Origin of the sequence: Myxococcus sp. XM-1-1-1 (genome assembly GCF_020037095.1) — a bacterium.
Taxonomy (GTDB): Bacteria; Myxococcota; Myxococcia; order Myxococcales; family Myxococcaceae; genus Myxococcus; species Myxococcus fulvus.
This window is the reverse complement of record NZ_JAIQDH010000008.1, coordinates 36654-56835: the sequence shown is the minus strand read 5'-3', so window position 1 is coordinate 56835 and position 20182 is coordinate 36654. Positions and strand designations below refer to the sequence as shown.

At 69.0% G+C, this 20182-nt stretch carries 17 protein-coding genes; 7 read left to right on the top strand and 10 right to left on the bottom strand.

All coding sequences use genetic code 11. From position 1 onward, the window contains the following. Nucleotides 1-17: 17 nt before the first annotated feature. Both K8640_RS17540 and dnaE read right to left on the bottom strand, forming a co-directional pair. Nucleotides 18-845, bottom strand: a complete 828-nt coding sequence (locus K8640_RS17540; RefSeq protein WP_223748071.1) for a crotonase/enoyl-CoA hydratase family protein — start codon at nucleotides 843-845, stop codon at nucleotides 18-20. Nucleotides 846-916: 71 nt separating this feature from the next. Continuing rightward, a complete protein-coding gene (gene dnaE / locus K8640_RS17535; RefSeq protein WP_223748070.1) occupies nucleotides 917-4468 on the bottom strand; it encodes a DNA polymerase III subunit alpha in 3552 nt (1183 codons plus the stop codon). 339 nt (nucleotides 4469-4807) lie between these two features. On the opposite strand from dnaE, the gene K8640_RS17530 reads away from it, so the two are divergent. The 3 genes from K8640_RS17530 to K8640_RS17520 all read left to right on the top strand — a co-directional run bounded on the left by K8640_RS17530 (nucleotide 4808) and on the right by K8640_RS17520 (nucleotide 7115). Beyond that, nucleotides 4808-5257, top strand: coding sequence for a Spy/CpxP family protein refolding chaperone (locus tag K8640_RS17530; RefSeq protein WP_141325788.1), 450 nt, complete (start codon nucleotides 4808-4810; stop codon nucleotides 5255-5257). An 87-nt stretch (nucleotides 5258-5344) separates the two neighbouring features. After that, nucleotides 5345-6151 carry a hypothetical protein gene (locus tag K8640_RS17525; protein WP_223748069.1) on the top strand — a complete coding sequence of 269 codons (807 nt, stop codon included), beginning with the start codon at nucleotides 5345-5347 and terminating at the stop codon, nucleotides 6149-6151. Nucleotides 6152-6224: 73 nt separating this feature from the next. Then, nucleotides 6225-7115, top strand: a complete 891-nt coding sequence (locus tag K8640_RS17520) for an aldo/keto reductase (RefSeq protein ID WP_223748068.1) — start codon at nucleotides 6225-6227, stop codon at nucleotides 7113-7115. 21 nt (nucleotides 7116-7136) lie between these two features. Here the strand turns inward: K8640_RS17520 and K8640_RS17515 are convergent, their stop codons facing one another. Beyond that, the gene (locus K8640_RS17515) at nucleotides 7137-8954 is read right to left on the bottom strand and encodes a glycoside hydrolase family 88 protein (RefSeq protein WP_223748067.1); all 1818 of its coding nucleotides are present in this window, start codon (nucleotides 8952-8954) and stop codon (nucleotides 7137-7139) included. A gap of 157 nt (nucleotides 8955-9111) precedes the next feature. Here K8640_RS17515 and K8640_RS17510 point away from each other — a divergent pair, with 157 nt between their 5' ends. Then, on the top strand, nucleotides 9112-9783 hold the full coding sequence (locus K8640_RS17510) for a TIGR02269 family lipoprotein (RefSeq protein ID WP_223748066.1): 672 nt from the start codon (nucleotides 9112-9114) through the stop codon (nucleotides 9781-9783). Nucleotides 9784-9789: 6 nt separating this feature from the next. Continuing rightward, nucleotides 9790-10512: a double-CXXCG motif protein gene (locus K8640_RS17505; protein ID WP_223748065.1), complete on the top strand. Its 723-nt coding sequence runs from the start codon at nucleotides 9790-9792 to the stop codon at nucleotides 10510-10512. 9 nt (nucleotides 10513-10521) lie between these two features. On the opposite strand, the gene K8640_RS17500 is transcribed toward K8640_RS17505, so the two are convergent. The 4 genes from K8640_RS17500 to eis form a co-directional block, all read right to left on the bottom strand. Continuing rightward, a complete protein-coding gene (locus tag K8640_RS17500; RefSeq protein WP_223748064.1) occupies nucleotides 10522-11733 on the bottom strand; it encodes a substrate-binding domain-containing protein in 1212 nt (403 codons plus the stop codon). 34 nt (nucleotides 11734-11767) lie between these two features. Continuing rightward, nucleotides 11768-12625: a WGR domain-containing protein gene (locus K8640_RS17495; RefSeq protein WP_223748063.1), complete on the bottom strand. Its 858-nt coding sequence runs from the start codon at nucleotides 12623-12625 to the stop codon at nucleotides 11768-11770. Nucleotides 12626-12685: 60 nt separating this feature from the next. Beyond that, nucleotides 12686-13681, bottom strand: a complete 996-nt coding sequence (locus K8640_RS17490; protein ID WP_223748062.1) for an NAD-dependent epimerase/dehydratase family protein — start codon at nucleotides 13679-13681, stop codon at nucleotides 12686-12688. 90 nt (nucleotides 13682-13771) lie between these two features. Then, a complete protein-coding gene (gene eis / locus K8640_RS17485) occupies nucleotides 13772-14953 on the bottom strand; it encodes an enhanced intracellular survival protein Eis (protein ID WP_223748061.1) in 1182 nt (393 codons plus the stop codon). 396 nt (nucleotides 14954-15349) lie between these two features. Between eis and K8640_RS17480 the strand changes: the two genes are divergently transcribed. Both K8640_RS17480 and K8640_RS17475 read left to right on the top strand, forming a co-directional pair. After that, nucleotides 15350-16006, top strand: a complete 657-nt coding sequence (locus K8640_RS17480) for a DUF6310 domain-containing protein (protein ID WP_370640357.1) — start codon at nucleotides 15350-15352, stop codon at nucleotides 16004-16006. Next, nucleotides 16003-16758, top strand: a complete 756-nt coding sequence (locus K8640_RS17475; RefSeq protein WP_223748059.1) for a DUF5953 family protein — start codon at nucleotides 16003-16005, stop codon at nucleotides 16756-16758. Before K8640_RS17480 ends, K8640_RS17475 begins: the two co-directional genes overlap by 4 nt. A gap of 7 nt (nucleotides 16759-16765) precedes the next feature. Here K8640_RS17475 and K8640_RS17470 read toward each other — a convergent pair whose 3' ends face one another. The 3 genes from K8640_RS17470 to K8640_RS17460 all read right to left on the bottom strand — a co-directional run bounded on the left by K8640_RS17470 (nucleotide 16766) and on the right by K8640_RS17460 (nucleotide 20135). Then, nucleotides 16766-17293, bottom strand: a complete 528-nt coding sequence (locus K8640_RS17470) for an FHA domain-containing protein (protein WP_141332062.1) — start codon at nucleotides 17291-17293, stop codon at nucleotides 16766-16768. A 48-nt stretch (nucleotides 17294-17341) separates the two neighbouring features. Continuing rightward, nucleotides 17342-18478, bottom strand: coding sequence for a hypothetical protein (locus tag K8640_RS17465; RefSeq protein ID WP_223748058.1), 1137 nt, complete (start codon nucleotides 18476-18478; stop codon nucleotides 17342-17344). A 103-nt stretch (nucleotides 18479-18581) separates the two neighbouring features. Continuing rightward, nucleotides 18582-20135 (bottom strand): GspE/PulE family protein, encoded by a 1554-nt coding sequence (locus K8640_RS17460; RefSeq protein ID WP_223748057.1) that lies wholly within the window; start codon nucleotides 20133-20135, stop codon nucleotides 18582-18584. Nucleotides 20136-20182: the final 47 nt, after the last annotated feature.

Below are 20182 nucleotides of genomic sequence, written 5' to 3'. Positions count from 1 at the left end.
CTTGGACGTCGGTGGACTCAGCGGCCCAGGAACCTGGCGGGGCGGCGCTCGGCGAAGGCGGAGAAGGCCTCGGCGAGGTCGTGGGACTGGAGGAAGGCGGAGTTCCACACGGCGACGTAGCGCAGGCCGTCGGCGGTGGACTTGTCGGCGCAGTACTCCATGACCTGCTTGGCGCCCTGGACGACGAGGGGCGGATTGTCGGCGATGCGGCGCGCGGTGGCACGGGCCTGGGTGAGCATCTCCTCCGCGGAGGGGAACACCTCGTTGACGAGGCCCATGCGAAGGGCGCGCTCGGCGTCCACGTCGCCGCCGGTATAGGCGAGCTCGCGGGTGTGGCCCTCGCCGATGATGCGAGGCAGGCGCTGGAGAGCGCCCAGGTCCGCGACGATGCCGACCTTCACCTCGCGAAGGGAGAACTTCGCGTCGCGCGAGCAGTAGCGGAAGTCGCACGCGGCGATGAGGTCCATGCCTCCGCCGATGCACCAGCCGTGCACGGCGGCGATGAAGGGCTTGCGACAGCGGGCGACTCCCTCGGTGGCCTGCTGCATGTCGCCGATGAGCTTGAGCAGCCGGGTGCGCTCCAGGGCGAGGTTGTTGTCGCCGGTGAGCAGCGGCCCCAGGGACTCCATCATGCCCATGAGGTCCAGGCCGTAGGTGAAGTGGTCGCCGTTGCCACGGACGAGCACCACACGGACGGAGTCATCGTCATCGAGTGCGCGGATGGCCTCCGGCATCTCCCGCCAGAAGTCCGGGCCCATGGCATTGCCACGCCCAGGGCCCAGCAGAACCACCTCGGCGACTCCATCCGCCTTCTCGATGCGCAGCGACTTGTACGTGGCGTCCATCACGACCTCCCGCGAGAGTGAGCGCACCGTACCTCACCCACGCGAAAGCGGCGCGTGACAGCGCCCCTTCATCAGCCGAACTCGACCACCTTCATCCCGAACAGTCGGTCCACGGCGAGCAGCAGGTCGTCATGCACCTGGACCTTCAGGGACGTGTTCCCGATGAGCGCCTCCGCTTCACCGGGGAACAGCACGCTGACGGCCACGGGCGTGGCCCCCGCGTACTTCTTCGCCAGTTCGTTGAGCTTCGCCACCCGGTCCTCCGTCAGCAGGTCCGCCGGCACCCGCAGCTCCAGCCGCTTGGTGCGCTTCTCACGGACCTCCTTCAGGCTCTGGATGTTGTCGACGATGAGCTCCGGCGTGGGCGAGTCCTCGTCACGCTGGCTGATCTGCACCGTCCCCGTCACCAGGATGGGGTCGTCCGACTTCAGCAGGTGCTCCCAGTTCTCGAACCCCGGCTTGGGCCCCTGCTTCGTCCACTTGCCGTTGCTCCCCATCACGCTGCGCGTCCCCTCCTTGCCCGGGAAGCACACCAGCTCGATGGAGCCCGACAAATCTTCAATCGTCACCCACGCCATGCGCTTGCCCGTCTTCGTGGGCCGCTCGCGCAGCACCGTGACGACCCCCGCCACCGTGAGCTTGTCGTCCTTGCGCGCGCGCTGCACCGCCGTAATCGGCTTCGCGTAGCGCTTGAGCTCCTTGTCGTACTGATGCAGCGGATGGCCCGACACGTAGAAGCCGATGGCCTCCTTCTCCAGCGCCAGCCGCTCCTTCTCCGACCACTCCTCCACCACCACGTAGTCGTCCTTCAGCCCCGCCCCGCCCGTCGCCGGCCCCGCCAGCATCCCGAACAACGAGCTCTGCCCCGCCGCCTTGTCCTTCTGGCTGGCCGAGCCGCGGTTCATCGCCTTCTCGATGGTGTCGAAGATCTGCCGACGCGGCCGCTTCTCGAAGTCGAACGAGCCCGCCTTCACCAGCGCCTCGAGCACCTTGCGGTTCACCTTGCGGCTGTCCACGCGCTCGCAGAAGTCGAACAGGCTCTTGAAGTGCCCATCCTTGCGCGCGTCCAGGATGGACTCGATGGCGCCCTCGCCCACGCCCTTGATGGCGCCCAGCCCGAAGCGGATCTTCCCCTCCACCGCGCCGAACTGCAGGTCCGACTGGTTCACGTCCGGCGGCAACACCTGCAGGCCCGACTCGCGCGCCTCGCCGATGTGCTTCACCACCTTGTCCGTGTTGTCCTTCTCGCTGGAGAGAAGGGCCGCCATGAACTCGCACGGGTAATGCGCCTTCAGCCACGCCGTGTGGATGGTGACGAGGCCGTACGCCGCCGAGTGGCTCTTGTTGAAGCCGTACTCGGCGAACTTCTCCATCAGGTCGAAGATTTCACCCGCGACCTTCAGGTCGACGTTGTTCTTCGCACACCCCTCGAGGAAGCCGGCGCGCTCGGCCTGCATGACCTCGGCCTTCTTCTTGCCCATGGCGCGGCGAAGCAGGTCCGCGCGGCCCAGGGTGTAGCCACCCAGGACCTGCGAGATCTGCATCACCTGCTCCTGGTACACGATGACGCCGTACGTGTCCTTGAGCACCGGCTCCAGCGCGGGGTGCGGATACGACACCTTCTCGCGGCCGTGCTTGCGGTTGATGAAGACGTCCACCATGCCGGAGTCCAGCGGACCCGGGCGGTAGAGCGCGCCGGCGGCGATGACGTCTTCGAAGCAGGACGGCTTGAGCTTCACCACCATTTCCGTGAAGCCGCTGGACTCCATCTGGAAGACGCCGGCCGTGTCGCCCTTGGCCATCAGCTCCCAGACCTTGTCGTCGTTGAGCGGAATCTCGTGCCGGGGGATGTCCTTGCCGTGGTTGCGCTTGACCAGGTCCAGCGCGTGCTGAATCACCGTGAGCGTCTTCAGGCCGAGGAAGTCGAACTTCACCAAGCCCGCCGCCTCCACCTCGTCCTTGGCGAACTGGGTGATGAGCGTCTTCTCACCCGGCGGCTGGTAGACGGGCACGAACTCCCACAGGGGCTTGTCGGCGATGACCACGCCGGCCGCGTGCATGCCGGGCTGGCGGTGCAGTCCCTCCAGCGCGAGCGCGATTTCCAGCACGTCCTTCGTCGTGACGGGCTTGCCCTCCACCTCGCCGATGTTGCTGGGCTTCTCCATCATCTCCTTGAGGCGAGGCTCCATCTCGATGGCCTCCTTCAAGGTGATGTTGAGCACCTCCGGCACCAGCTTCGCGATGCGATCTCCCTCGCTGAACGGCAGCGCGAACACGCGGCACACGTCGCGCAGCACGCTCTTGGCCTTCAGCGAGCCGAAGGTGATGATCTGCCCCACGTTCATCTCGCCGTACTTGCGGCCGACGTACTGGATGACCTCGTCGCGCCGGTCCTGGCAGAAGTCGATATCGAAGTCGGGCATCGACACGCGCTCCGGATTCAGGAAGCGCTCGAACAGGAGGTTGTACGGGATGGGGTCCACGTCGGTGATGCGCAGCGCGTACGCCACCAGGCTGCCGGCGCCGGAGCCACGGCCCGGGCCCACGGGGATGCCCATCTTCTTCGCCCAGTTGATGAAGTCCTGGACGATGAGGAAGTAGCCGCTGAACCCCATCTTCTGGATGACGCCAATCTCCAGCGACAGGCGCGCCTGGTACTGCTCGCGGTCGATGGGGTAGGTCACCGTGGCCGCCAGCTCGTTGAAGCGCTCGCGCAGGCCCTCGTAGGCCAGCTCCGCCATGAAGCTGTCCGGCGTGTGGCTGTCGGGCACCTTGAAGGTGGGCAGCATGGGCTTGCCCAGCTTGAGCTCCAGGTTGCACTGCTCGGCGATGCGCTGGGTGTTGTGGACCGCCTCGGGCGTGTCCTTGAAGAACTCCAGCATCTCCGTGGGGCTGGTGACGTAGAGCTTGTCGGTGGCGTGCTTCAGGCGCTTGTTGTCCGCCAGCGTCTTGCCGCTGGCGATGCACATGAGCAGCTCGTGTGCGCGCGCGTCCTCGCGCTTGATGTAGTGCGCGTCCGCGGTGGCGCACAGCGGGATGTCCAGGTCCCGCGACAGCTGCATCAGGTTCTCGTTGGCCTTGTCCTGCTCGGGCATCCCGTTGGACTGCACCTCCAGGAAGAAGTGCCCGGGCTCGAAGATGTCCTTGTACTCCTGGGCCGCGCGGCGGGCGTGGTCCATGTCCCCGCGGAAGCACGCGCTCGTCACCTCGCCGCCCAGGCACGCCGTCAGCGCGAACAGGCCCTTGCTGTGGTCGGCGAGCACCTTCTTGTCGATGCGCGGGTGGTAGTAGAAGCCCTGCATGTACGCCGTGGACGACAGGTAGCGCAGGTTGGCGTAGCCCTCCGCGTTCTTCGCCACGAGGATGAGGTGGTGGGAGACCTTCTCCGAGCGGTCCTCACGCCCCTTGGGACCGGCGACGTACGCCTCCATGCCGAGGATGGGCTTGATGCCCGCGTCTTTCGCCTTCTTGTAGAAGTCGATGGCGCCGAACATGTTGCCGTGGTCCGTCACGGCGACACTCGTCATCCCCTTCTCCTTCACCGTCTTGATGAGGTCCTTCATCCGGATGGCCCCATCGAGCAGTGAGTACAGGGTGTGAAGGTGCAGGTGGGTAAAGGACATGGTGAGGCGAACAGTATGGCCCTCGCCCCCTGCTCGCCAGTCCAGTGTGCGCCCCGCGCGCGAGGGGCCCTGGAGGCCGGAAAATCGGCCTCTTGCGCCGTCGTGTCCCCGTCGGAAAATGGCGGCCCGGGGCCCTCGGAGAACTTGACTCCGCGCGCCTCCCCACCCGGCGTCCAGGCGAGCACGTCCGGGGTGGAACTCCGGGGGCGCACGGGCCTTCATGTTTCTTCACGCCCGGTACAAGCGCGCCCAAAACCCGGCCGGCACATTGGGCAGCGTCGCCAGTACGGCGCAGCCACCGGGGCCGCTTTCCGCGCGCCCCTTGCCGGAGAGAAGACCATGATGAAGAAGCTCGCCATCGCCAGTTCCGCCGTCGTCGCCGTCGTGCTGCTCAGCGGCTTCGCCTTTCGCGGAGGGCACCACGGCTGGGGCCACAACCCCGAGCGCATCAAGCAGGTGGTGACGTGGAAGCTCAACGACAAGCTGGATGACCTGGACGCGACGGAGGCCCAGCGTCAGTCCATCCACGCGGTGAAGGACCGCATGCTCGAGCAGGGCGCGAAGCTGGCCGAGGAGCAGCGCGGGGTGCGCTCGGAAGTGGTGGGCCAGCTGGAGTCCGCCACGCCCGACGCGAAGCGGCTGCACGCGCTGGTGGACGAGCGCATCGAGGCCCTGCGCGCGTTCGCCCACCAGGCGACGGACGCCGCGCTGGAGGTGCACGGCACGCTCACGCCCGAGCAGCGCAAGGCGCTGGCCACGGAGTTCCGCGAGCGCACCGGCCTGGAGTGAGGAGCCGCGTCCCCCACTCAACGGCCTTCGTCTGCCCGCGGGTAGGAATGGGTAGGCGACGAGGCGCGCCGCGCATAGGTTGGGAGCGTGAGATACCGGTACACCGACTACGCGCAACGCATCCGCTCCTTCGAGAACCTCGGTGAAGTGGCCGAATACGGACACGTCATCGAGGGCGGGCAGACCTACCCGCTCTTCCGCATCATCGTGCCCGGTGAGCGTTGGCTGGTCATCACCTCCGGCTTCCATGGTGAGGAGCCCGCGGGTCCGCTCACGCTGGCCGAGCGCCTGCCGGAGGTGGTGGCCTACGCGAAGGAGCGCGGCGTGGGGCTGCGCGTGTATCCGTGCATCAACCCCTCCGGCTTCGAGGACGGCACCCGCTACAACCGCAGCGGGGAGAAGCCGAACAACGACTTCATGCGCTACGAGGTGGCGCCGGGCGAGTGGCGAGGAGAGCTGAACCCCGGCCAGGCGCACCTGCGCTGGGCGCTCTACGACGGCGGGCCCAAGGAGACGCGGGCGGTGCGCGCGGACCTGGCGCGCTGGCCCGCGCCGAACGCCGCGCTGGACATCCACCAGGACAACTACCTGGGCGGCGCCGCGACATATGCGTACGTCTTCGGGGACAAGGCCGCGTACCTGCCGCTCGTCGACGCCGCGTCGAAGCACGCCACGGTGATTCGCAACCAGAAGGTGGACGAGAACAACTTCACCGATGACGCGGGCCTCATCTGGTACCACGACGGCAGCGTGACGGACTGGTACATGCGCCAGGGCGTGCCGTACACGGCGGCGCTGGAGACCACCACGCCCACGAGCCTGGACGCGTGCCACCAGGTGAACCTGGCCTGGATCCGGGGCTTCATCGACCTGGCCGCGCGCAAGGAGCGCTGACCGACGCGACGTGCGGCGTGACATGCTGACCCGCCGGTCCGTTCCCTGCGGGTCGCGCGAGGAGGCTGTCACCGTGCAACGTCTGGAGCGCCGTCCGCTGGGGATGACGGGCCTGAAGGTGTCCGCGCTGGGGCTGGGCGCGGGGCCCTTGGGGAGCGCGGAGCTGGAGGACCGGGCGGTGGAGGCACTGCTGCTCGGCGCGCTGGACGCGGGGGTGAACCTCATCGACACGGCGCCGAGCTACGGCGCGTCCGAGGAGCGCATCGGCCGGTTCCTCGGTGCGCGCCGGGGCGACGTCGTCCTGTCCACCAAGTGTGGCTACGGCGTGCCGGGGGTGGAGGACTGGACGCCCGAGTGCATCACGCGAGGCGTGGACCAGGCGCTGCGGCGGCTGCGGACGGATTACGTCGACGTGATGCACCTTCACTCGTGTCCCGAGGAGGTGCTGCGGCGCACGGAGCTGGTGGACGCCCTGCGGCGCGCGGTCGCCCAGGGCAAGGTGCGCGTGGCGGCGTACTCGGGGGACAACGCCGCGCTCCAGGTGGCGCTGGCCAACGGGGCCTTCGGCTGCGTGCAGACCTCCGTGAATGTGTTCGACCAGCGGGCGCTGGAGGGGGCGGTGCCGCGCGCGGCGGGGATGGGCGTGGGGGTCATCGCCAAGCGGCCCCTGGGCAACGCCGCCTGGCGCCACGACACGCGGCCCCAGGCGCACGACGTGGGGCAGTACTGGGACAGGATGCGGGCGATGCAGGTGGACCTGGGCGGGCTCAAGTGGGATGAGCTGGCGCTGCGCTTCGCGGCCCATGCCCCCGGGGTGAGCGCGTGCATCGTCGGCACCACCCAGGCGTCACGGCTGCGGCGCAACCTGGACATCCTGTCCAGGGGGCCGCTTGCCGAGTCACAGGTCGCCGGACTGCGCGAGCTGTTCCGCCGCCATGACCAGGGATGGGATGGGGTGATTTGAGCGCCCCGCTCCTGTCACGGGTCAGCGTCGCCGTCTCGTCGAAAGGCTCCGCTGAAGCAGGACCATGACGCCGAGCACGGTCAGCACTCCGGATGACGTGGCCCGACCGGGGGTCGCCCCACAGCCGAAGGACTCCTCGGCATCGCTCAGGGCCTCGGTGGACTCGTCACTCACGGACGCCGTGACGCCGGCCCGCACCTGGTGATTCAGGACGCGGAAGTCACTGTCCGCGATGAGGGTCCGGACGGAGGCGCGGCCGAGGTCGTCGATGGGCGGCGCGCCCGTGCGGAAGACAAACCGGTTCGCAATCTGCACCTCACTGCCTCCAGGAGGCCGCACCCAGACGCTGTAGCGACGCGCGGGCAGGTCCGCGAGGATGCGCACGTGGTACGTGCGGCCATTGACATACGGAACCCGGGTGAGTGACGCATACGCGCCCGCATTGCGCACGTCGAAGTACCCCTCCAGGTTCATGCGCACCGTCATGTTCAGCGAGGCGTAGTCCGTCACCGAGGTGGAGCTGTCCGTGTAGCCGATGGTTCCATCCTGCCGGGAGGCGAGCGGCGTCACGTCGAACTCGATGGTGCGCACGCCGGTGTTGCCACTGCCCAGCCGGTGCTGGCTCTCGAAGAAGGAGAGCTTCGAGTACCAGGGGTACGGAGGGTTGGGATTGAAGCGCAGCACCGCCTCCAGGAAGTAGTAGTCGCCGTAGATGAGGCTGACGTCGACCTCCTGGTTCGCGGGCAGGTGCCCCACGCCATGCAGCAGCAGTCCCGGGCTGTTGGTGCCCTGCGCGAAGTACGCGGGAGACACCAGGGTGTCGAGCGTGCGCAGGGCGGCGTCGCGGTAGCGCGTCTTGCGCGCGGCATCCGTCTCCAGCTGACTCAGCTCCAGCAGCGCCGAGGCGACGATGGCCGCGGCGGAGGAGTCCTTCTGCGTTCCTGGCGCATCGAAGTCCCACTTGGGCACCATGTCCGTCGGCACGCGCGACAGGTACCAGTCCGTCACCTTCCGCGCGGCGGCAAGCATCCGAGAGTCCCCCGTGTATCGGTACACCATGGTGTACCCATGGATGAGCCACGCGTGGCCTCGGGCCCAGGTGGAGTTGGTGGAGTACCCCTGGAAGGTGCCCTTGGAGCGGATGGCGCCGGTGGCGGCGTTGTAGTCCACATAGTGGAACGAGCTGCCATCCGGGCGCACCGCGTCTCGCAGCGTGGTGAGCGCATGGTTGACGGCCATGGTGCGCAGCTCCGCGCGCCCGCCGTTCGCCGAGGCCCACAGGAGCAGCTCCAGGTTCATCATCGTGTCCGTGACGAGCGGCACGTCCCACGCGGAGTTCCAGTCACAACAGTCGATGATGCCGATGCGCGTGTTGTAGCGGGCCGCCAGGGACTCGGCGGAGGTCAGCAGCACGTTGCGGTAGTAGGCGTCTCCGGTGAGCCGGTAGGCATTGCCGAAGCTGAGGAACATCTTGAAGCCCAGGTCATGCGTCTTCCGGTTCGTCTTCTGCACCTCCAGGGGCCGCGTCCATCGGTCGGCCTTGCTCTGCCACGAGGGCTCCAGCCCCACCTGGTAGAGCTGCCACAGGCCGCCTGGGAAGAAGCCCTGCGTCCACGCGACCTCGTCCGTGTTGGCCACCGTCGTCCACGTCCCATCCGCGCGTGAGGCCTTCGGAGAGCGCGTCTCGTTCGGCATGGCGGCCGCGGACTTCCGAAGCTGCGTCCGCGCGAACCCCACCACCTTCAGCGCGTCCGCGTCATTGAACGCACGGGCCCCACTTCCGCCCAGGAGCAACACCAACCCCAACACCTTCCATGTCCAGGATGCCAACGCCCTCATGCCCCCTCCCCTCACCTGCGGCCAAGGTGGTCGCGAGCGCATCCGGAAGCCAGGGCGCCCAGCACGCGGGGCACTGAACGACGAGGGGAATGTGAAGCGCCGTTCGCGGCCCTCCTTCTCGAGGGCATGACAGATGCCCCTCGTACCATGCCAACCCATGCGAACCCTGCACGCCCCTCTGGTTGCGTTGGTCCTCGCGTCCTTCTCAGGCTGCACCACCCTCGGCAAGCCACCCATGCAGCAGGCCTGGGACGCAGCCGAGGTGGAATGCCACACACCCGAGGAAGACCAATGCGTCTCCCTCCTGTGTCTGGGCGAAGCCTGCGGCTTCTACCCCTGCGAACGCGCTCCCGGAGACATCGAGCTGGCGCGCTTCCCTCCGGCGCGTCCACCTGCGGCGAGCGCGGCTCCAGGCAGAGGGCCCAGGCGGAACTGGGGCGGAGCCCAACAACTCCCACCAGGCGCGGTCATGGTCTTCCCGAACTGGAATGGCGCTCCAGCGACGGTCATTCCGCCTTCACGCCAGCTCACTCCGGGGCGATGGGAGAAGCACCACATCTTCCCCCAGGCCCGAGACCTCGCCGACTGGTTCGAGCAACAAGGCGTCAAGATTCACAGCTACACGATGCCCATTCCCCTTCACGTGCACAGGCGAATCCATGACGGCACGGGGCGAGGTGGAGCCTGGAACGATGCGTGGCGTGACTTCATCCGAACCTCTCCCAAGGCAAGTCCCGAGGAGATCTTCCGGCATGCGGGAGAGCTGATTCATCGATTCGACCTCATCGGAGGTCCCATCCAGCCCTACTATTCCCGCCCAGGAGCCTAGGCACGCATGAGCCGTTACTTCTTGTTGGGCGAGGACAGGGCGGCCACCGCGAAGCACGGCGGGGAAGTCGATGCGACGCATCGGTGGCGACTTCCCGGAGTGAAGTGCCCTGCGTGCGGCGCCACCTGGAGCGACGTGGGGCATGACCATCCCTCCGTCGACCTCTCGGGCCTCGCCGAGCACCGCGCATTCGAGCGACCTCGACCGGAACCTCTCGCCGAGCTCAACCGACTGCGCGAGCTGGTGCGTCCCTTGTTACCTCCCCAAGCGGAGCTTCCACCCGGCACGCACTTCGGCCCGCTGGTGGGTCAGGCCTTCGGCGCCTTCGGTCCACTGGCCTGGGTCGGAGGAATCAGACTCCTCCTCCGGTCGGAGGTCCTGGAACAACTTCGCACCGCCGGAGTCCGTGGACTCGTCGGCTGCCGCACCGAGCTCCGACACCGGCAGAAGAACCCACCCGAGCTGCTGGAGCTTCAGCTTCGACCGACAGGCCGGCTGCACCCGAGCAGCCTCCCCGCGGACACGCCTCCGGCCTGCGCAACCTGCGGACGCCAGTCCTTCCGCTGGCCCGATGCGCCCATCCTGGAGGCAGCCACCCTCCCCACCGAGGCGGACCTGTTCCGGTCGGGCGACTTCGCCACGATGGTCATCTGCACGGAGCGGTTTCGCGATGCAGTGAGCCAACTCGCCCTGGAGGGCCTCACCTTCCGCGAGCTGCCGACGCGGTAGACGCTGTCCCTACCGGCCCGACGTCAGCACGCGCGACCAGAGCATCAACAAGTCGCGGACCACCGGGCCCTCGGGCACCTCCGCCACGGGCGGCACGTCCACTTGAACTCCGTGGGACGCCAGCCGCGTGAACGGATTGTCCGGGTCCTCGGTCTTCAACGGCACCGCCGGGTCCGCCGGCCGGAAGCCGAACTGGAGCGCCCGCTCCTGCACCGGCCGGCTGTGCAGATAGCGCAGCCACTCCAGCGCCGCTTCCTTCTGCGCGGGCGTCACCCAGTCGCCCTGTAGCACCGCCGCCGGGTGGTCGCTCCACAACGTGAGCGCGGGATATGACACCTTCAGCTCACCCCACCGCCCCTGCGCCTGCGACACCTGCGCAATCGCCAGGTTCTCGTACACCACCGCGATGTCGTAGCGCGAAGGCCCGAAGCGGACCATGTCCGCCATGAAGGTCCCCGTCGAGGCCTCGAAGCGCGTCACCCCCCGCTCCAATGCCTTCATCCAATCCTGGTACCCCGGGTCCAGCAGGTCCTCCACCGTGAGCCCACCCCGCTTGCCGTAGTACTCCAGCGTCGCGAGCAGCAACGCCTGCAGCCCCGAGTTCGAGCGCGTCGGGTCCGTGTGGCCCAGCTTCACCAACCCCCACTCCCCCTTGCCCCCAATCGCCGGCCAGCCCCGAGGGCTCGTCACCGCCTTCTGGAGGACCTTCCACGACACCGCGCCGCCACCACTCGCCTTGCGCAGCACCTCCGCCCGGTCCGCCCACACCACGAACACCAACGGCGTTATCACCAGCGGACGCGGCGCCTGCTCACCGGCCTCCGCGAACAACGGCCGACGCGTGGCGTCCGTCGCCCAGTCCGACGCGAGCATCCGCAACACCGCGCTGTCCGCCGGGCTCCACACCGTGGGCTGCTCGCGGCCCTCCAGGATGGCCTGCGCGGCCTCCAGCGAGCCTCGCCCCACCAACGTCAGACGGATGGACGGGTGCGCGCGCTCGAAGTCCCGCGCCGCCGCCTCCACCCAGTCCTTCTTCTCCGTGCTGTAGAGGAAGGTGACGTCCACCACCTTGCCCGGCCTCGAGGGCCGGGACACCGAGGTGGGCAGCGGCGTCCCCGCCTCCGGGACCTCCGTCGACCGGGGCCCCCGCTCCGAGGTCAGGTACAGAACCCCACCCAGCGCGGCGATGAAGCCGACGACGATGAGAACCCTGGGTGTCATGTGCCGCCGCGTCCCCCATCCAGCATGTCGCGCCTCAGGCCTCCAGCCGGGAGAGTCGTCCCGCCAGCGGCGTCTCGCTTCCCGCACTCACGCCCTTGACCCACTCGGACAGCGAGCCGCCGGACTCGGACAGCTTCTTCTCCACGTGCGGCCGCAACTGATTCCAGCGCTTCGCCCAGCCCTCCTCGGAGGCGCTGCCCTTGAACCCGGGGCGCTCCGCCAACAGCAGCCCCAGCCGCAGCGCCAGCTCCGGCTCGCCCAGCGAGTCCGCGCGACGCACCATGCCCAGCTCGCCCGACTCCGGCGCGGACTTCCACAGCGCCACCGCGCGGCTGAAGGCGGCCACGTCCAGCTCGCTCAACAACCCCAGCGCGTGGCGCAGCGGCAAGCGCCCCTCCTTCGGAGTCGCCACCACGCGCTTCATCAGCGCCTCGAAGACGGGCGCCAGCTGCGCGTGCGCGGCCGGGTCCACGCCGCCCAGGGCCCTGAGCGCCCTGCGCGCGCGACGGGCGCGAGAGGTGACCTCCCAGCTGCGCCAGCCCAGGCGGGCCCGGAGCCCCGCGAGCGCCTCGGCGGCGGCGTCCAGCGTCGCCTGCGTCGGCGTGGCCACGGGCACGCGGCGCGGCAGCGGCGTCTGCTTCGGCGCGGCGGGAGGCGCGGCCACGGCGACGGCGGGAGCGCCCCCTTCCGTCACCTCCTGGTAGCCCTCGCGCACCTTCTCTGCGACCTTCTTGTCGTACTCCTTCTGCGCGCTCGCGGCGTCGGCGAAGGCCTTCTCCTTGCGCTGCCCGGCGGTGCCGATGCGGCCGAAGGTGACGATGAAGACGTTGCCCTGAACCTCCGGCTGCCAGAACTTGGAGCTGGTTCCCTCGACGAACTCGAACCTACGCATGGCCCATCCTCCCGGTGCACTGGCCGCCCACAAGGCTACCGCACACGCACCCGGCGCGCCTCAGGCGGCCTGTGACGATTTCTCCTGGAACGCCGCCTCCATCTCCTTCAGTCCCATGGCGCGCGGCATCCGCCCCTCGTAGCCCAGCTCCTGGCGGGCCTTCTCGTCGCTCACCGTCACCTCGCGGCCGATGAGCAGGACCTCGGTGCGGCTGAGCGGCGGCCGGCCCGGAAGTCCGAAGGTCCCCCACACGAGGTCCGCCACCGTGGCCACCACCGCCGCCAGGCCGTACGGAATCGTGCTGGTGCCCGGGTCCACGCCCTGGGTCCTGAGCATCGCGGTGACGAAGTCCCGGAACACCACGGGCTCCCCGTCCGTGAGGAAGTACGCCTCGCCGCCCCGCCCCTTCTCCGCGGCCAGCAGCATGCCCTCCACGCAGTTGACCACGTGGCAGGTGGAGCTCAGGTAGCGCCCGTCTCCCACCCACTTGAAACGTTTGGTGCGCACCGCGTCCACCATCTGCGGCAGCACCGACGTGTCGCCGAGCCCCCACACCAGCCGGGGCCGCACCGCCACGGTGGTGAAGTCCGCCGAGTTCACGCTCAGCACCCGGCGCTCGGACTCGTTCTTGGTGGACGGGTAGTCGCCGATGGGGCGCTCGGGGAGCGGCCAGGACTCGTTGGCCTTCACCAGGGGCGTGCCGTCCGCGAGCACCGCCTCCGTGCTGACGTGCACGAAGCGCTTCACGCCCGCGGCGCGCGCGGCCTCCAGGACGCGCTCCGTGCCGCGCACGTTGGCCTCGTAGTACTCCGCGCGAGGGGCCCACGACTTCACCAGCGCGGCCGAGTGGAAGACGGTGTCGCAGCCCTGCATGCCGCGCGCGAGGACGTCCACGTCGGACAGGTCGCCCTCGAAGGGCTCGCCTCCGGCGGCCGCCACGGTGGACATGGCGACGGGCGAGCGCGCCAGGGCACGCGCCGGCTCGCCGCGCGACTTGAGCGCCGCCAGGAGATACCTGCCCACGAAACCGGAACCGCCGGTGACGAACGCCCGCATGGACCGCTCCTCCACGAATGAGGTCCCGGGCTCCTACCACCTCCTGCCCTCGGGGCGGTAGCCACCCGGGCCCCTGGCGGGCCTGCCGTGTCAGAACATGTCGCGCAGGGACGGCTGGGGGCCGCCGAACAGGGCCATCGCCGAGCGCACCGAGGCGTCATCCGCCTCCACGAGCCCCACCGAGCGCAGCGCGGCCGCGGACTGGAAGCCCGTGTACAGCGTCGCGAGCTGGCGGATGTCCAGCTTCAGCCGGCCCTCGCCTCCGCGCGTCACGCGGCCCACGCCGTCCTGGACGTCGAGCACGAAGCGACCGCGGTTCTCCTCGAACAGCTCGTCGGCCACCTCGAGGTGCAGCGAGCCGGACAGCCCCGGCGTCCAGCCTCGCGACTCGAGCGCGCGCCGCACGTCGAGCACGCGCGCCATCCAGTGCATGTAGACCTTCACGGTGTACGACTGCTCGCGAAGGAGCAGGAGGAACGGGTCGTCCGGGCCGCCGTACCAGACGACCTCCGTGCCCAGGGAGTGGTGGTCACCGAGGAAGCGCAGGAGCCGGCGCGCCGCCGCCGGGGTGCTGGCGACCAGGTCGGTCAGGGCCAGTTCCTGGCGCAAATCCTTGAGGGGCCTGCGCGCGAGGTAGACATAGCCCTCGATGCCGGAGGCGCCCTCGACGAGATAGCCGTGGACCTGCTCGGAGCGGGGGTTTCGCACGCGGGTCCACGAGAACTCGCTGCGGTCCAACCAGCCCGGGCGGAGGCTCGCCTCGCGGTTGTAGCAGGCAGTGATGGCGGCCTCATCGCGCGGCTCGATGGCGCGGAGTGACAGCGTGCGCTCGCCCATCTCGAGCGCGGCCATCTGCACGCGGATCTCATAGCGGGCTCCAGCCTGTTCGTAGCCGGCGCGCCGGTAGAGCGGCTGGGTGGCGGGGTACAGGATGGACAGCGCGGCGCCGGAGGCACGGGCCTCCTGGACCAGCCGGGTCATCAGGCGACTGGCGGTGCCCTGTCCGCGGTGGACAGGGGAGACGCCCACGCCGCCCACGCCGACGACGGGCACGCTGCGTCCGCCGAACCACTGTCCCTTGCGGATGGAGACCAGGGTGCCGGCGACCTTGCCACCTTCGCGCAGCAGTCGGAGGTCGTTGGAGTCCAGGCGCTGTCGCCACGCGGCGCAGTCCGCGGGCGTCATGGCATAGGCATGCATCAAGATGTCCGACACGGCGGAGATTTCCTGCTCGTCTCTCGGCGGTCCAAAGTCGTCCGACGTCGCTTCCACGTCTGATGTCCTCCTGCCGGGCACATCCGCGAGCCCACGCGGCATCCTACCGGCGGTCCACCTCCTGCTCACGAAACTGGCGCGAGGCGGCTGACGCTGGCGGTAGCATGGAGCGCACCCTGCCCCCGAAAGGACGTCGCCTTGCGATTCGGCGCCTGCGCCGTGGTTGTGCTGCTCCTGTCGGCCTGCGCGACGTCGGCACCTGAGCCTCGGGAGCGCACGTCCCGGAGCCCACGGCTCGCCAATCTCCAGCGAGCGGCCTCGCTGCCGTGGATGGACCAGGGCCGGTGCGCCGTTCGCGAAGCCTCCCAGCCGTGGCCCCTGCTCGCGGAGCGGTGCTATCGGGCCCTTGACCATGAACGACTCGAGTTCCGTGACACCACGGGGAGATGCTCGGTGGCCTCCACTGGCGCCGCCGCCGTGGCGCTCGGACTCTGTGTCCTGGCGGCTCCCGAAATCATCGTGGGCACCATCATCGTCCTGGGTGTCGTGGTGGTCGCCGCGGCCATTCACGATGCACTGGAGGTGCATGAGCTACGACACCGCTACGCCGAGGAAGCGGGAGATACCTCCGGAACGACGCAGACGCTCGGAGCAGCAGAAGGCAACCGGAAGCCTGAGCGGGCCCCCGAGGAGCAGGGCGCACAACCGCCTGTGCCACCTCTGCCCGTGGGCCGCTCGCGCCATCCCCACTGCGAGCCCGTTCCCGTGCCACGTGCCTCCAAGGATGTGGCCCACAATGCCTGTGCCGACAGCTTCCCACCCAATCGGTACCCCGGCATGGACGTGAGCGTGAACGGGATTCGCTTCGATGCACTGCAAGTCGGCGCGCGCGTGCTGTGGGAAATCAAGACCCACCGCTTCGACACATACAATGGCTTCATCCAGGAGCAGGAGCTCGCGAAGGAACTCGTGCAACTGAGCAAGGAGCGAGACACGGCCATCGACTGTGGATACGACTTTGTCGTCGGCGTGAGCACCGAGGCACACCGGGACGCGCTGCTCAAACAGGAATCCAACTTCACGATCGTCGTCACGGGATGCCAGAGATGACCCCGCAGAGCCCTCTCGTCCTCAATGTCTACGCGCCGGCGCTCACAGGTGCCGACCCACGGCCGCTCGCCACCGTCCAGGGGCTGGAGCACGCCTTGCCCGGCTTGCGCTTGGATCGGACGGTCACCGAAAGCCGACGGCTCGCCGCTCTGCCTCAACGCGATGAGTGGTTGACCGAAGCGGGCATGCGCGGCGAGTTCCCGTTCGTCTGCAACGGCGACGAGCGTCACCCGGTCATCATTTCGGGACGCCTCCGCTCAGCGAACGTGAGCCCGGGGAGGCGGCCACAACTCCAGGTCCATGCGAAGCTGCCGCTGGATGCGACGGTTGCCACTGCCGCATCAGCCGTGCTCGAAGCCGTGGCCGAGGGCGTACAAGCCTTCTGGGGTCATGCGACACCGGATGACGCCACACTGGACATCGCGTTCCAGACAGCCCCCACACGGGAGGGACCACCGGCGCCTCGCCGGGGACTGCCTGCCCTGAAGCTCTTCCAGCACATCCGTCTGCCCGAGATTCCCTATCACCTGGGATGGTTGAACTACTGGTCCGCGGACGCCGTGCGAGCCCTCGGATTCCCGGACCCTTCGCTCGACGCCGAGTTGCTGTCGCGAGCGCGTCGTACGGAGTCGGGCGGGTGGCTCGTGCAACTCACCGAGACTCCGCTCGACCTGGACAGCCCCGCCCACCTGGAGACGCTCCTGCGAACCTACGAGCGCTTCCCGGAGATAGGCGGACGCGTGTCACGCTGACTCCGCCTCACGTCCCGACGCGCTTCATCTTCGCGTAGAAGGACGGCGCCAGCAGGTACGCGAACGTCGCGTCGCCGAACCCCAGCAGGTCTCCGTCCCGCAGGTGCATCTCCCCCCCGGACTCCACCTCCTGGGCGTTCACGAACGTGCCGTTGCTCGACTTGAGGTCCACCACCGTGCAACCCGCGGACGGCCCCCACCAGCACAGCTTCGCGTGACGCTTGGACACCGAGGGCTCGTTGACCACCAGGTCGCAGTCCGGCTGCCGCCCCACCGTGAGCACGTCCTGTCCGCCCACCGGCGGCAGCGTCGCCACCGTGAGCGCGTCGAAGTGCAGCCACAGCGCCACCTGCTGTCGCTCCAGGCTGGGGATGTCCCGCGCCATCGTCGTGCGCGCCGCGCCCATCTTCAGCGCCAGCTGCGCCATCACCGGACTGGGCGGCTTCTGCACCAACACGAACGGCCCCACCTGCTTGCAGAAGAAGGCCTCGGTCAGCCGCGAGCTCAACGCACGCAACTCCTGAACCGTCATCATCGCGACTCCCCCAGCGCTCTCACGCGCGCGATTCTGCGGGCCCCCCCGTCACGCGTCGAGTCTTCTCGTCACCGAATCCTCCCACCCCTCCCCCAACGCCTTGAGCCCCAGCGGCACATCCAGCCGATGCGCGAGCCAGTGCCCCAGGTGCTCCACCGGCCTCCGGTCCACCGTGTCCCGCATCAACTCGAACGAGCCCTCGGCCGACCGCAGCCACAGCGAGAACACGATGTCCCCTCCGTCCTCCGAATCCTGACGGCGCCGCGTCACCTCGAGCCGCTCCACCGGATAGCGCACCGCGTGAATGCGTCCCAGCCCTCGCGACCTGCGGACCAGCGCCCCCGGACGCACCTCCCAGGCATTGACGCCTCGCAGCGTCCACAACGCGAACCGCAGCATCCACGCCGCCAGCCCTCCCAGCACCCCCATCAGCAACAAGGCCACGACGCTCGTCCCGTCGAAGAGCTGCCGCCAGGCCAGGAGCAGCATCGACAGCAGCAACACCATCCCCAACACCCCCTGCACCCAGGCCCAGCGGAGCCGGGTCGTCCGAGCCGGCAGGACCCAGACACCTCCCTCCACGGCCACCACCTCCCGCCCCATCGGCGCGACGTGCTTCAGCTCCGAGACGGGCCCCCCCACCCCCGACACCTCCCGCATCCGCGCCCACAGCGCTTGATGCTGCTCCGCCGTTCCCCCCTGGGACAAAGCCACCTCTTCGCCCGTGTGCCGGAGCCCCATCACCGCCTGGCCTTCACGTCGGAGATACACATCCACGAGCCCGGAGAAGTCGATCCGCGTGGACCGCCCCCACGGACCGACCATCGAGCGGCGCGTCACCCCTCGCGGGTCCACCGTCACCTCCTCCCGCACGAACATCGCCCACAGCAGCCCCACCTGCGCCACGAGGCCCACCGGAACCCAGACGCACAACCACAGCGCGAGGAACAGCACCGCCAGCACCGCGCCCCAGCTCGACGTGAAGCCTTGCGGCGCATCGACCGCCAGCGGGACGGACCTCAGCAGCGCGAGCACCAGCTTCCCGAGCGCCGCGCCGGGCACCACCACCCCCGCCAACCACCCCACCGTCCAGAACACCCAGCCGAGCCCCATCATCACCCGTGAGTGCGCGGAGGGCCCGAACCTCGCCCGCCAGACCTCGCCTTCCTGGGTGAGCCACGTCACGCGATGCCTCCTGATGAGCCTCCGTGTGCCCCGGTCACAAAGGCCCGTGCCCACGATGAAAAGTCTGTCACCCCGCTGTCACGTCCGCGACGACGAAGCGCGTTCATGCCGCCTCGTCGGACTCCTGGCCGTAGCGCTCGTCCCGCGTGGTGAGGATGTGGCGATAGGGCACCACGCGCACCAGCTCCGCCACCGTGGTGATGCCCGCGTCCACCTTGTCCAGCGCGTCCTCCACCAGCGTGCGCAGCCCATGGGACCGCGCGTGCCGACGCAGGTGCACCGTGGGCTCCCCCCGGGCGATGAGGTCCTGCAGGTCCGGGTCCACCACCAGGAGCTCGAAGATGCCCAGACGCCCCTTGTAGCCCGTGTGGTTGCACGCGGCGCAGCCCTGCCCCACCTGCGTGCGCACGCCGTTCAACAGCCGCCCCAGCAGCTTCGACTGCTCGTCCGTGGGCCGCATGTCCACGGTGCACTGCGCGCAGATGCGCCGCACCAGTCGCTGCGTCAGCACCGCCAGCAGCGAGTCCGCCACGTCCACGTCGTCGAGCCCCAGGCCACGCAGGCGCGCCACCGCGCCCACCGCGTCCGCCGTGTGCAGCGTGCCCAGCACCACGTGCCCCGTGGCCGCGGCCGTCAGCGCCATGCTGCCCGTCTCCAGATCACGCACCTCGCCCACCAGCATCACGTTGGGGTCCTGGCGCAAGAGCGCGCGCAGCAACGTCGCGTACGGCATCTGCGGCGTCACCTGCTTCTGGTTCACCTTGGGGACGTAGTACTCGATGGGGTCCTCGGCGGTGACGATCTTCTTCAGCCCGTCGTTCAGCTGCGCCAGCGCCGAGTACAACGTCGTCGTCTTCCCGCTGCCCGTGGGCCCGGTGACGAGCACCAGTCCCTCCGGATTCGCCAGCAGTTGCAGGAAGACGGCCTGCATCGCGGGAGACATGCCCAGCTGCGCCACCGGCACCAGCCCCACGCTCGCGTCGAGGATGCGGATGACGACGTCCTCCCCCGCGGGGCTCGGCACCACGCTGACGCGGAAGTCCACCACCTTGCGACCCTCGGGCCGCTCGACGAGCGCGCGCAGCCGCCCGTCCTGGGGACGCCTGCGCTCCGTGATGTCCAAGCCCGCCAGCACCTTCACCCGGCTGACGACACCCGGCAGCGAGCGCGGGTCGATGTCCGTGTACGACTGGTGGAGGATGCCGTCGATGCGATAGCGCAGGTCCACGTCGTCGAAGTAGCTCTCCACGTGGATGTCGGAGGCATTCAACTCCACGGCGCTCACCAGCACGTGCTCCACCAGCTCCACCGTGGTGGGCGGACTCGACATGCGCGTGCCGGGCGTCAGCACCACGTCCGCGGTGACACGCGGCCCCGCGCCGAAGCCCACCTCCAGCGCGGACTCGATTTCATACGGATTGAGCCGCACCACGCGCAGCGGCCGGCGCAGGAACTCGGTGATGAGCTCCAGGACGGAGGGCTGGTCCGGGTTCGTCATGCCCACCGTCACCGGCGCGCCGTCGGCCTGCGGGTCCACCTTGTCCAGCACCGCGACCTGGTTGCGACGACAGAAGGACTCGGGGAGCCGGCGGAGCGAGGCACGGTCCAGGGTGAACTGCGCGAGCTCGGCGAACTGAGAGGGGGTGTCCTCGGCCATGTCCCGCCCGGCTTAGCAGCCTCGTCCCGGGGAGCGCCATCCTCTGG

Excerpts from the sequence above, each read along its gene's own strand:
- K8640_RS17540 (WP_223748071.1), bottom strand. The coding sequence starts at position 845 with ATGGACGCCACGTACAAGTCGCTGCGCATCGAGAAGGCGGATGGAGTC.
- dnaE (WP_223748070.1), bottom strand. The coding sequence starts at position 4,468 with ATGTCCTTTACCCACCTGCACCTTCACACCCTGTACTCACTGCTCGAT.
- K8640_RS17530 (WP_141325788.1), top strand. The coding sequence starts at position 4,808 with ATGATGAAGAAGCTCGCCATCGCCAGTTCCGCCGTCGTCGCCGTCGTG.
- K8640_RS17515 (WP_223748067.1), bottom strand. The coding sequence starts at position 8,954 with ATGAGGGCGTTGGCATCCTGGACATGGAAGGTGTTGGGGTTGGTGTTG.
- K8640_RS17510 (WP_223748066.1), top strand. The coding sequence starts at position 9,112 with ATGCGAACCCTGCACGCCCCTCTGGTTGCGTTGGTCCTCGCGTCCTTC.
- K8640_RS17505 (WP_223748065.1), top strand. The coding sequence starts at position 9,790 with ATGAGCCGTTACTTCTTGTTGGGCGAGGACAGGGCGGCCACCGCGAAG.
- K8640_RS17500 (WP_223748064.1), bottom strand. The coding sequence starts at position 11,733 with ATGACACCCAGGGTTCTCATCGTCGTCGGCTTCATCGCCGCGCTGGGT.
- K8640_RS17495 (WP_223748063.1), bottom strand. The coding sequence starts at position 12,625 with ATGCGTAGGTTCGAGTTCGTCGAGGGAACCAGCTCCAAGTTCTGGCAG.
- K8640_RS17490 (WP_223748062.1), bottom strand. The coding sequence starts at position 13,681 with ATGCGGGCGTTCGTCACCGGCGGTTCCGGTTTCGTGGGCAGGTATCTC.
- K8640_RS17475 (WP_223748059.1), top strand. The coding sequence starts at position 16,003 with ATGACCCCGCAGAGCCCTCTCGTCCTCAATGTCTACGCGCCGGCGCTC.
- K8640_RS17470 (WP_141332062.1), bottom strand. The coding sequence starts at position 17,293 with ATGATGACGGTTCAGGAGTTGCGTGCGTTGAGCTCGCGGCTGACCGAG.
- K8640_RS17460 (WP_223748057.1), bottom strand. The coding sequence starts at position 20,135 with ATGGCCGAGGACACCCCCTCTCAGTTCGCCGAGCTCGCGCAGTTCACC.